The following is an 11,682-nucleotide window of genomic DNA, read 5'->3' on the forward strand; positions in this document are numbered from 1 at the left end:
ACAGATACAAGCGAGGTGCCATCCTCCTTAGGTATCAAGACTACCAGTTCAAACAGACAGTATATTGAGCCAACTCAGCTCTTAATTGAATGTGTGCGGGGCAATGATGCGCCAGCAGAGCATGAAAACGCGGACCATGGTTCATCTGTTGCAGGTGACACAACTCATGCAGAATGACGTAATCCTGAAGCCTGGGCTCTAGCTGCAACAAACGCCAGTTCAGACCAATTTCACCTTTTGAGGAGCACTGTCCCCAGCGTGCTCGCCAGCTGCCGATGCTAATGCTCGCCGGTATCAATCCGGTTATCTGGGCCAATTCCTGACAGCGCGGGATCAAACGCGCTTCAGCCTCGACCCGAAACCACTGCTGCAGCAGAGCTCGCACGGCCTCACGCTCTTCACGGCGCACCCTAGCCGAGAGGGTCAGTTTTAATTGTTCCGGCAGCTGACGCACTTCGTTTCGGGCGGCTCTCTGCCACTCCAGTGCCAACCAGCGTCCATCCAACATTACACGACCACCCTGACTAATCTGGATCTGATACCGGCTGAGCTGCTCCCGCTGATGACTCAAGTGACGGTTGATCCAGTCATTGCGACTGAGTACAAATCGATCAATTTCATCTCGACTGACACCGGTTGGAGCACGCACCTGAATTTCGGCATCACGGATGCGAATGCCCAGGGTTTTACGCTTGCGGCTGCGGATCAGCTGGTAAGCGTGTGTCATCACCGCTCCCGCGCTGCGCGCAGCAACTGATCAACCAGCGGCAACATTTGTTGGCGCAGCTGTTGATCGCTGTCACGAGCATAGCGCTGCCGTTCGTCCAGCCTGGCTAGTTGCTCCAGCCTGCCCTGTTGCTCTGGCCATAGAGTAGCCAGAACCCGGAGCCAGCCTGTCAGGGACTGACAGGGCTGACGCGGTTTAAACTGCTGCCCCAGCACGGCCTGTAACCGTTGCAACCTGCGTTCGAAGGGATCCTTGCGACCCGCTCTGAGGCGTTGACGCAATTGCCAGCCCATAACGGCTGCCACAACGGCGGTAGCCGGCAGCATCAGAGCCAGAATCATGCGCCAGTAGTCCAGTCCACCCAACCAGTCCTTGAGCAGATCCGTTTGCTGACTCTGGTAGTTCAACACCCATCGATGCCAGGCAAAATTGAAGGCTTCGTAGCGTTGCTGCAGCTGGCGAGCCCACTCAGCCTGCAGCCTGAAACCACGCCCGCCGCTGAATGCGGTATCACCCCGCTGCTGAAAATACTGTACCGCGGAGGATTCGATTCGCTCCGGTGCCACGGCTGCAGTCGGGTCAAGCCGTATCCACCCCTGCCCTTCCAGCCACACCTCGGTCCAGGCATGGGCATCGTACTGGCGCAGTTGCAGGTAGTTCTCGTAAGGGTTCCACTCCCCACCCTGATAACCGGTGACCACCCGAGCCGGAATCCCGGCTGAGCGCAGCATAAAGACACTGGCACCAGCAAAGTGCTCACAATAACCGCGACGGGTCTGAAACAGGAACTGATCGATACCGTCACGCCCCAACACCCCGGGTGCCAAGGTGTACTCAAATTCACGGTTGAAATAATTCATCAATTGACGAATAAACAGCTCAGGCTCGCCATTGCTGTCCTGCTGCCATTGTCTTGCCAGCTCCCGGCTGCGATCATTACCCACTTGCGGCAACTGCAGGTAGTGTTGTTGCTCCTGCTGTGTCAGCAGAGGCTGGAGCCGATAATCCTGCACCGATTCAAGCCGATACTGAGTACGCCGCTCCAATGGAGCATTGCTCACCAGTGTTTTGAACGGCGTCATCCGCTGCCCCTGTGCCTGAGCCATCGGCAAGTCCAACGCCATCAGCCAGGGCATGCCACTGGGCTCCAGCACGATTTCATAACCCAGCGGCTCAGCCTCCGTAATCAGTTTTTCCTCTCGCAATTGCTTGCGCTGATCCAGCGAAGCCTGACGCCAGCTTCGGCCATCAAATTGGCCCAGTACCAGCGCTCGCCAGTAACGCTGAGCTGGAGCAGGTGGTTGATTGCCATCAAAACTCACCCTGAACGCCAGCGCATCTGACAGCGCCAAGTCACTCACATCACCAGGGCTCATACTGTCTGACAAGCCGGTGGTGGCACGCGGAGAGCTGATCTCCACTGACCAGAAAGGCTCCAGCCGCGGAAACAGCAGGAACAGTACCAACATCAGTGGCAGTGCCGGCAGCAGCAACCCAAAGGCACGCTTGAAGGGTGGCAGCCATTCCGTGCGTTCCGGTCGTTGGTGAATGGCACACAGGGCAGCCAGCAACAGCCAGACCACCAGCAATACGTACGCGGCGACCCAGACACTTTCATGAAACAGAAACGCCGTCGCCAGTACAAACAAGGCCACAAACAGCAAAATCAGCGCATCACGGCGATGATAGATCTCGATCAGTTTAAGTGCCAGTCCCAAAACCAGCAGTGCGACCATCGCTTCAGGACCCGCATTGCCACCAAAGCTGATAATCAGGCCAACGGTGCTGGCGGCGATCAGTGCCAGCTTGATCAGCCAGTGAGGAAAGGGCCAGCGGCCGGTATGGATCATCAGTCGTGCACCCACCATGGCCAGAGCCAACAGGGTGGTCCAGATTGGCAACCAGTTCAGATGGGGCAGCAGCACAGCAACAAATGTCACCAGCTGCAGGATCACCGCACTTCGACTTATCTGGACGTGCCTCATGCTCGACCTCCACGACCATACAGCGCAAGTCGCTTCAAAGCTTCATAGCGATGATTGTCACCCTGCTCGGGGAGCAGCTCCAGGGCTCCCAGCCTGAGTCCGAAGCGCTGCTCTCGTCTGGACAGTTCCAGCACCCAGTAGGTCAAGCGCGACAGACGCTGCTCAAGATTTCCTGGACAGGCCTCAAGGTCCAGCCAGATATCCGGGCTCTGCTGACTTCCAAACTGCTTGGCCTGAAGACCCAGCCCGCGGGCATAGCTTTTCCAGTCAATCTGACGCAGCGACATCCCTGGCTGAAACTGTTCAAGACCTGTGAAATCATCTGTGCCATCCCGCTTTTGCAAGCCGGTTTCACCCGACTGGCCGCCGCCATCAGGAGCCGGAAGCTCTCCCCCAAGAGGCTTGGGATAAACCAGTGCCTGCAGCTCCAGGCTGACCCAGGTCCAGGCTCTGAACAATCCCAGCGGAAAACAGGTTTCCAGCTTCAAGCCACCGGGATCCAACCAGCCTCGCTCAGGTGCAGCACAGAAAAGCTCCAGACGCTGACCTCTGTGTTCCAGATCAATCAAAAGAGGGCTGCCCTGCTCAAACTGCAATCGTATCTGCTCAGGCTGCCGCCCAGCCTGATGATCCAGTTCAAGTTCGAAACCGGCCTGCTCACCTGCAAAACAGCTGTTGCCACGAAGTGCCTGCAACTTTATGCCGGCCAGGTTGCTGTAAGTGTGCAGGCAGGAGACCAGAAATACCCCGGCTGCCAGAAAGGTGATGGCATAGATCAGGTTGTTTTCGTAGTTGACGCCCATTATCAACAACATAAGCAGCAGCAACATGAAACCGGCGCCGGCACGGGTAGGCAGAATGAAAATGCGCTTTTGGGTCAGTGTCACACTGCGACTGCGCGGGTAGCGCTTCAGCGCCCAGCGTCGAACACGTCCCTGTAGCCGTGATCGCAGTGTATCAACCAAGAACATCCACCTCCGCCATCAACTCTGACACCAGCCGACGGCTTTCATGACCCGCCACATCCTCTGCTGCCCGCACGCGATGACCGACCACCGCTTCGAGTACCGCCTGAACATCTTCCGGCACCAGGTGATCTCGCCCATCCAGCCAGGCCCAGCAGCGTGCGCAGCGCAACAGAGCCAGCCCGCCGCGAGGTGAAACCCCATAACTGAAGCCGGGCGCATCACGGGTGTACTGCAACAGACGCTGCACGTAGTCAATCAAGCTGGAAGAGGCATGTACATCACGGCACGCCGCCTGAGCCAGTGACAATTCAGTTGGCGTCAAGCATTGTGACAGTCCCCCCAAATGCTGGCGAGTATCCCCGCCCGTCAGCAGGCGCCGTTCAACATCCGGGGCTGGATAACCCAGGGCAATACGCATCAGAAACCGATCAAGCTGGGACTCGGGCAATGGAAAGGTGCCGTACTGGGTAGATGGATTCTGGGTCGCGATGACAAAAAAAGGCTCAGGCAGCGGATAACGTTCACCCTCAATACTGACCTGCCCCTCTTCCATCGCCTCCAGCAGTGCAGACTGGGTTTTGGGGGTGCTGCGGTTGATCTCGTCCGCCAGCAGAAGCTGGGTAAAAACCGGGCCAGGATGGAAGCGGAAACTGCCCTTGCCGGGTTCAAAAACACTCACACCGAGGATGTCGGCCGGCAGCATGTCGCTGGTGAACTGAATTCGCTTGTCGTCCAGCCCCAACACGCGCGCCAGGGCATGCGCCAGAGTGGTTTTGCCCATACCGGGCAGGTCTTCGATCAGCAAGTGCCCCTCTGCCAGCAGGCAAGTCAGTGCCAGGCGCAGCTGCTCATCCTTGCCCAACAACACCTGTCCCAGCGTGCTCAGTGCATTTTCCACCTTGTGTCGCAGTTGATCAGTCACAGTTATCTCCTCCCTGTCATAACCACAGTCTAACTGCAGAGCCTCCATTTGAACCAGCATAGCTCAGGAACGGATCCGCTCCAACAGTTGACGAGCACTCGCGATGGCGCCTTCGATGCCGCCACCAGCCACCCAGTCACCACAGACCAGTACACGGGCATCATCACTGCAGAATGATGACAGCACCGGCTGTCTGGCATGGGCATAAAGCCAGCGATGAATACGGCTCTGGACCGGTTTAGCCGGCTGCATGCACAACGCCGAAAACGCCTGTAACAATTCAGCCTGAACCCGCTCGGGCGTATCACCAACATGACGCCTGCTCCAGTCAGCTCTGGCCTCAACCGCCCAGGTTTCGCCACTGCGGCCGGGCTTGCTGCCATCGCGCCAGAGCCTTTGCAGCAAGGAATGCTCCCCCTCCAGCCATTCTACCTGTGCCAGCCGATCAGGTCTCTGCTCAAGCTGCAGCAATAACATCCAACAAGGCTCCATCTCCACTGTTCGAACGGCCCGCTGCAGCGCAGGCTCACACTCCAGCAGAGATACCGCCTGAGGGGCCGGTGTAGCGATTACGACTCTGTCGAATTGACCTTGAGCGGTACCGGCATCATCTACCAGAACGCACCCCTCTTCATCCGAAAACTCGATCCGAGCAATACGGACACGGGTATTGAGCTCAACTCCATTCAACAGGGCGCGGGTAAGACCACTGCTGCGTGGCTGGGCCATCCAAAGCTGTTTAGCCGCCACAGGCTTCAGATTAAAATCCACAGCAATGGGTTGCCAGTGGAACAGGGGTGGCATTGACGCTCCTGGCAACAGTGCCGCCAGAGCACTGCGTTGAGATGGATTAAGCCCGGGTGCTCCCAGATCCATACTCAGCTCACCCAACCTCGCGGCCGCCAAGCGACCACCAGTACCCCGGCTTTTGTCAAAAACGGTTACCTGCGCTCCAAAGCGATGCAGTCCTTCAGCCACCAGCGCACCGGCAAGCCCCGCACCTATAATTGCCACCCGTTCTCCCTGCTTCACCGACCAATGCTCCTTGATGTTCTAAAAAATTTTTCATACTACGCCATTTTGGTCGCTTGAGATCATGCCTGAAGGCCGCTGCGGGTTGCACCTGCTCTGCCGGGCCGTTAGCATGTTGCCCCAAACCAACCGGGAGCCCTGCCAAGCTGCCCTGTTTTCGGCTCGCTGAGCCCTGTGTCATCACTGGCAGGGGTTGATCGACCGGGAGCCTGTGCATCGACGCATCTCCGCATCACCAGGAGAGACCCTGATGCAGATCGCTGACAAATCCGTTGTATCCATCCACTACACTCTGACCAATGCAGAAGGCAACGTGCTGGACAGCTCCAATGGCCAAGAGCCACTTGCCTACCTGCACGGCGCCAGCAACATCATCCCGGGACTGGAAAACGCCCTGCTCGGCAAGGCCGTGGGTGACAGCCTGCAGGTAACCGTTGAGCCTGAAGAAGGCTATGGTCCTATGCGCGAAGAGCTGGTTCAGGACGTTGATCGCAGCGCCTTTGCCGGTATCGATGATGTACAGGTGGGCATGCAGTTCATGGCTCAGACCCCTTGGGGTGAACAGCCCGTGACTGTGGTTAAGGTTGAAGGCGAGAACATCACGCTGGATGGCAACCACCCGCTGGCAGGCCAGACGTTGAGCTTTGACGTAGAAGTTGTTGAAGTACGTGAAGCATCTGAAGAAGAACTTGAGCACGGTCACGTTCACGGTGCCGGTGGACACCAGCACTGAGTTCGGAGCTCAGCACTGATCAGGATGCCCGGCCATGCCGGGCATTTTTGTTTTCAACGATCGTCAGATGTTGCTTCAATCTTGTGAATACTCAAATCCGCGCCATTGAACTCTTCCTCAGCAGTCAAACGCAGACCCACCAATGATTTGATGGCACCATAGACCACCAGACCACCCAGCACTGCAATCACAACCCCAAGCAGAGATCCGAGCAGCTGTGAAACCAGGCTGACACCGCCCAGCCCACCCAGTGCTTCACTGCCAAAGATACCGGCGGCAACGCCTCCCCAGACACCACACAAGCCGTGCAACGGCCACACCCCCAGCACGTCATCGATCTTCCAGCGGTTCTGTATCAGTGTAAACGTCCACACAAACAGCGCACCGGCCACACTACCGACCACCAGAGAGCCCAGTGGGTGCATCAGATCAGATCCGGCACAGACAGCCACCAGACCCGCCAGCGGGCCATTATGAATGAAGCCCGGGTCATTGCGCCCCGCAATTAGCGCACTCACGATACCGCCAACCATCGCCATCAGACTGTTCATTGCCACCAGACCGGACACACCATCCAGCGTCTGAGCCGACATGACGTTGAAACCGAACCAGCCAATACACAGAATCCAGGCACCCAGTGCCAGAAACGGAATATTCGACGGCGGGAACGCAACCAGCCGGCCCCCCTTGTAGCGACCATGACGTATGCCCAGCAACAGTACTGCAACCAGTGCCAACCACCCACCAACACCGTGCACCACAACAGAGCCGGCAAAATCATGGAACGGTGCCCCGAAGTGCTCCTCCAGCCAGGCCTGAACACCAAAATTGCCATTCCAGGCAATACCCTCGAACAACGGATATACCAGCCCAACGACCAGAGTTGAGGCTATCAAGAACGGCCAGAAGCGACCACGCTCGGCAATTCCACCGGAGATAATGGCAGGAATCGCAGCGGCAAAGGTCATTAAAAAGAAAAACTTTACCAGCTCATAGCCGCTGTCGCGGGATAGCACGGCAGCACTGTCATAGAACGTGATTCCGTAGGCCAACCAATAGCCTACGAACAGGTATGCCAGCGCTGAAAAGCCAAAATCACTCATGATCTTGGCCAGTGCATTGACCTGGTTCTTGCGACGTACCGTTCCCACTTCAAGAAATGCGAAGCCGGCATGCATGGCAAATACCAAAACGGCGCCCAACAGGATAAACAGAGTATTGGCACTCTGCGACAGCTGCGAGATTGCACTGCTGATGGATTCCACTCGATCCCCTCCGTCTGTTGACGGATGCACCATCAAGAGGCAACTGCACCGCAATACAGCACCACCTGAATCAACACCCGAAGTAAATTGAATGGCTCAGACGGCGTGGTGACTGGGTTTACGCACCAATGTGTACAATTTGCACCAGCGCCGTGCAGAGCATTGGTGCAAAATCAAGCAGTTTTTGTGCCAGTTCAGTGCAGTCGGGCGATAAAAGCCCCGTGGCAGTGCATCAGCGACGATGACGAATTTCAAAGCAACTGTGAATTCTGGCGTTGCGCTTGAAGTCCGGGTCCAGTGTTTGGGCCGTAATATCCCGGATTTCAAAGTCCGCCAGCGCCTCACGATCGATACTGAAACGGCGGTAGTTATTGGAGAAAATCAGCAGACCATCATCACGCAGCAGCTGCATCGCACCCTTGATCAGCTGCACGTGGTCTCTCTGCACATCCAGCACATCATCCATCCGCTTCGAATTGGAAAAAGTGGGCGGGTCCATGAAGATCAGATCATAGCGATTCTGGTGTGGCTGCTGCAGCCACTGCAGGCAGTCCGAGCGGATCAGCTGATGTTGCGCCTTCGGCAGGCCGTTCAGCTCCAGGTTGCGCCGAGCCCAGTCCAGATAGGTCTGAGACAGGTCCACACTGGTGGTACTGCGCGCCCCGCCCACACCGGCATGTACGCTGGCGCTGGCGGTGTAGCAGAACAGATTCAGCATATCCTTGCCCGCCGCCAACTGCTGCACTTTGAGCCGAGCCGGGCGATGGTCAAGAAACAGACCGGTATCGAGATAATCGTGCAAATTAACCTGCAGCTTGCAGCCATGCTCAATGACTGTCATGAAATGACCGGTCTGGTCCTGGCGCTCATATTGCTGCTGGCCCTGCTGACGCTTGCGTTGCTTCAGAACCACCCGCTCCGGCGGCAGTTCAAGCACCTGCGGAACGGCAAGCATCACATCCTGAAGTCGCGAGAACGCCTTGACCGGATCAATGGACGCAGGTGGTGCATATTCCTGAACCACGGCGTGGTCTGGATAGATATCCACGGCGACGGCATATTCGGGCATGTCAGCGTCATAGGCACGGTAGCAGCTGATCGACTCTCGCTTCACCCACCGGGACAGCTGTTTCAGATTCTTTTTCAGGCGGTTGGCAAACATCTGCGCCTGTTCGGACAAAGCAACGGTCTCGCTGCCCTGTTCCAGCCGCTGCCGGGCTTCCTCACGCTGCTCTTCCGATTGCTCATGTACGGTAAACAGCAGCAGTTTGCTGTCGATGGTGCCGTTGAACAGCCGGTATTGTTTCTCCGCCCGTAGCTTCATCACCTTGCACAGGTCAGGGTTACCGGTAAATACAGCAGCCTGCCAGTTGGCAAAGTCCTGTTTCAGTCGCTCGCCCAACAAACGGTACAGGAACATCAGCTCCTGGGTTTCGCCGAGGCGCTCACCATAGGGTGGATTGGTAATCAGCAGGCCTTTGGCGCCTCCCTCTGGCCTCTGTAACTGATCCAGTGGCCGGCGTTCAAATCGGATCAGTTCAGCGACACCGGCACGGCGGGCGTTTTCTTCAGCCCGCGACAGCACACTGGCATCGGCATCAAAACCATAGAACTGCGTCTGTACCTTTACCAGACCGGTTTCACGACGCTGGCGGGCTTCTTCAACCAGCTGCTGCCAAAGACGGGAATCATGCCCCGGCCAGCGACTGAAACCAAATGTCTGTCGAAACAGGCCAGGCGCGATATCGGCGCTCATCAGTACCGCTTCCGTCAGCAAAGTACCTGAGCCGCACATGGGATCCAGTAGCGTATCAAAGCCAGCGGCGGGCCAGCCCGCCCGAATCAACACGGCAGCGGCCAGGTTCTCTTTCATCGGTGCCGCACCGGCTTTGAGGCGGTAGCCGCGCCGGTGCAGGCTGTCCCCAGACAGATCAAGTGCCACCGTAGCCCGGTTACGCTGCAGGTGAGCATTGATGCGCAGATCGGGTTGGTTGCGCTCTACACTCGGACGCTGTCCAGTTGCAGAGCGAATCTGATCCACAATGGCATCCTTGACTTTCAGTGCACCAAAGTGAGTGTTGTTGATCGCGTCAGAACGGCCATTAAAATCCACCGTCAGAGTGCCGGAGGGACGAAGATGCTCAAGCCAGTCCACGGTCTGTACCAGCTGATACAGTGCATCCGCGTCCGGCACCTCACCTTCTGCCAGCGGCATCAACACCCGGTTACCAAGCCGAGACCAGAGGCAGATGCGGTAAGCGGTTTCAAGTTCGGCCTCACAGGACACACCCGCGACGGTCTGACGTACTTCGGCAGCACCCAGCTGAGTCAGTTCGTCCTGTAACAGATTTTCCAGCCCCTTGGGACAGGTGATGAAAAGTTGCATTGTCTGGAGTAGCTCCGACCTGGTCATGACGATGTTTTACTGTCTGCAGGTAACGACCTGTCATGAAAGTGAAAAAAATTCATTCAAGCGCCGCAACTGCAGCAATTCGGATTAAGCACTTGATTTAATAACCGATGCTGCAATTGCGCTCGGATAAATTTTATTACAACACTGTAACAACATAGTTTATTTAAATCGCCACGGCCTGTTTTTTCAGATATCAATAGGGGTGTGACGTCACGACAGAAAACCGTAAAGCGCATCCCCGTTCCATGCAGTTACCTTAACGTCGGGGACAGTATAATCAGAATATGTGAGGCGCAAAGTATGAAGAAACAGAAACGGGATCGTACCTCTACTCTGTTTAATCGTGGATTCATGGCTGGCATCAACGGGCGTTCCCGTGAGGAATGCCCAGTCCAGACAGTTGAGCTGCGCAGTCACTGGATGAGTGGCTGGCGCGAAGGACGTGAGGCGCACTGGAGTGGAATGTCCGGCGTTTCTGCTATCCAACACAACCCTTCAATGCACTGACGGTGCAACTCACCTCTTAAATCTGAACGGCAGGCCTGCTCGCAGGCCTGCCGCCGAGTTCAACCTCGCTTAAGCTGTTCAATTGCTTCAAGCGAATCCCGTACCAGTGACGGCCCACGATAGATGAATCCGGTATAGATCTGCACCAGGCTGGCGCCCGCCTCGATTTTCTCGGCAGCATCAAAGCCTTCGGTAATTCCCCCCACACCGATGATCGGCAGAGCACCATCCAGATGTGAAGCCAGTGTCCTGATCACCTCAGTAGAACGATTGCGTACCGGTGCGCCACTCAGGCCACCCGCCTCATCCGACAGTGGGCTGTCTTCAACCCCCTCGCGTGACAGCGTAGTGTTGGTGGCAATCACACCATCCATCTCGTAGGTTTTGAGAGCGGTGGCTACAAGCCCCAGCTCTTCATCATTCATGTCCGGAGCAATCTTGACCGCAATGGGTACATAACGTCCATGCAGACTGGCCTGCCTGGCCTGTTCGGTTTTCAGAGCATCCAGCAGACTGTTCAGCGAATCTCCGAACTGCAGTGTACGCAAGCCCGGCGTGTTGGGCGATGAAACATTTACCGTAATGTAGCTGGCACGGGAATACACTTTGCGCATGCAAACCAGATAGTCCTGATCCGCCTGCTCGTTCGGAGTATCCTTGTTCTTGCCGATATTGATGCCCAAAACACCCTTGTACCGGCTGCGATCAAGATTCTTCAACAGCTGATCAACGCCTGCGTTGTTGAACCCCATACGATTGATAATGGCATCGTACTCCGGAATCCGAAACAGTCGAGGCTTTGGATTACCCGGCTGTAGCCTGGGAGTTACCGTACCCACCTCAATAAAGCCGAAGCCCATGGCAGCCAGGCCATCGACGGCGGTACCGTTTTTGTCCAGACCCGCCGCAAGCCCAACCGGGTTGGGAAAGCGAATGCCCATCACCTTGGTTGGCAGCGAAATTTGCTGAGCACCCAACAGGCGAGGCAAACCCAGAGAGGCAGCAAGGTTCATACTACCCAATGCCAGTTCGTGCGAGGTTTCGGCGTCAAGCCTGAACATGAGTGCGCGTGCGAGGTCGTAGAGCATGAGAGTCACTGAGGTGGTTATAAACTGAGGCCACATTATAGG

Annotated in this window: 10 protein-coding genes; 2 read left to right on the forward strand and 8 right to left on the reverse strand. The window is 56.5% G+C overall.

Annotated elements, in window-relative coordinates:
• Positions 1-40: 40 nt before the first annotated feature.
• The 5 genes from BLV48_RS04500 to BLV48_RS04520 form a co-directional block, all read right to left on the reverse strand.
• Positions 41-727 carry a M48 family metallopeptidase gene (locus BLV48_RS04500; RefSeq protein ID WP_091823727.1) on the reverse strand — a complete coding sequence of 229 codons (687 nt, stop codon included), beginning with the start codon at positions 725-727 and terminating at the stop codon, positions 41-43.
• Entirely contained in the window at positions 727-2,712 is a 1,986-nt protein-coding gene (locus BLV48_RS04505) for a transglutaminaseTgpA domain-containing protein (RefSeq protein WP_091823730.1), read from the reverse strand. The genes BLV48_RS04500 and BLV48_RS04505 overlap by 1 nt, the downstream gene beginning before the upstream one ends.
• Positions 2,709-3,677 carry a DUF58 domain-containing protein gene (locus tag BLV48_RS04510; protein WP_175527580.1) on the reverse strand — a complete coding sequence of 323 codons (969 nt, stop codon included), beginning with the start codon at positions 3,675-3,677 and terminating at the stop codon, positions 2,709-2,711. Before BLV48_RS04510 ends, BLV48_RS04505 begins: the two co-directional genes overlap by 4 nt.
• Positions 3,670-4,590, reverse strand: coding sequence for an AAA family ATPase (locus tag BLV48_RS04515; protein WP_091823845.1), 921 nt, complete (start codon positions 4,588-4,590; stop codon positions 3,670-3,672). Before BLV48_RS04515 ends, BLV48_RS04510 begins: the two co-directional genes overlap by 8 nt.
• A 75-nt stretch (positions 4,591-4,665) precedes the next feature.
• The gene (locus tag BLV48_RS04520; protein ID WP_091823737.1) at positions 4,666-5,634 is read right to left on the reverse strand and encodes an NAD(P)/FAD-dependent oxidoreductase; all 969 of its coding nucleotides are present in this window, start codon (positions 5,632-5,634) and stop codon (positions 4,666-4,668) included.
• Between the two features lie 250 nt (positions 5,635-5,884).
• Between BLV48_RS04520 and BLV48_RS04525 the strand changes: the two genes are divergently transcribed.
• A complete protein-coding gene (locus BLV48_RS04525; protein ID WP_091823740.1) occupies positions 5,885-6,367 on the forward strand; it encodes an FKBP-type peptidyl-prolyl cis-trans isomerase in 483 nt (160 codons plus the stop codon).
• 53 nt (positions 6,368-6,420) lie between these two features.
• On the opposite strand, the gene BLV48_RS04530 is transcribed toward BLV48_RS04525, so the two are convergent.
• On the reverse strand, positions 6,421-7,632 hold the full coding sequence (locus BLV48_RS04530) for an ammonium transporter (RefSeq protein WP_091823743.1): 1,212 nt from the start codon (positions 7,630-7,632) through the stop codon (positions 6,421-6,423).
• A gap of 232 nt (positions 7,633-7,864) precedes the next feature.
• A complete protein-coding gene (rlmKL, locus tag BLV48_RS04535; protein ID WP_091823746.1) occupies positions 7,865-10,018 on the reverse strand; it encodes a bifunctional 23S rRNA (guanine(2069)-N(7))-methyltransferase RlmK/23S rRNA (guanine(2445)-N(2))-methyltransferase RlmL in 2,154 nt (717 codons plus the stop codon).
• 327 nt (positions 10,019-10,345) lie between these two features.
• On the opposite strand from rlmKL, the gene rmf reads away from it, so the two are divergent.
• Complete coding sequence (gene rmf / locus BLV48_RS04540; RefSeq protein ID WP_091823749.1) at positions 10,346-10,552, forward strand: ribosome modulation factor; 207 nt, start codon at positions 10,346-10,348, stop codon at positions 10,550-10,552.
• A gap of 59 nt (positions 10,553-10,611) precedes the next feature.
• Here the strand turns inward: rmf and BLV48_RS04545 are convergent, their stop codons facing one another.
• A complete protein-coding gene (locus tag BLV48_RS04545; protein ID WP_091823753.1) occupies positions 10,612-11,640 on the reverse strand; it encodes a quinone-dependent dihydroorotate dehydrogenase in 1,029 nt (342 codons plus the stop codon).
• Positions 11,641-11,682 lie beyond the last annotated feature (42 nt).

Source organism: Marinobacterium iners DSM 11526, from assembly GCF_900107855.1.
Lineage (GTDB): Bacteria > Pseudomonadota > Gammaproteobacteria > Pseudomonadales > Balneatricaceae > Marinobacterium > Marinobacterium iners.

Coding starts and splice junctions, on each gene's coding strand:
- BLV48_RS04500 (WP_091823727.1), bottom strand. CDS start 727: ATGACACACGCTTACCAGCTGATCCGCAGCCGCAAGCGTAAAACCCTG.
- BLV48_RS04505 (WP_091823730.1), bottom strand. CDS start 2,712: ATGAGGCACGTCCAGATAAGTCGAAGTGCGGTGATCCTGCAGCTGGTG.
- BLV48_RS04525 (WP_091823740.1), top strand. CDS start 5,885: ATGCAGATCGCTGACAAATCCGTTGTATCCATCCACTACACTCTGACC.
- rlmKL (WP_091823746.1), bottom strand. CDS start 10,018: ATGCAACTTTTCATCACCTGTCCCAAGGGGCTGGAAAATCTGTTACAG.
- rmf (WP_091823749.1), top strand. CDS start 10,346: ATGAAGAAACAGAAACGGGATCGTACCTCTACTCTGTTTAATCGTGGA.
- BLV48_RS04545 (WP_091823753.1), bottom strand. CDS start 11,640: ATGCTCTACGACCTCGCACGCGCACTCATGTTCAGGCTTGACGCCGAA.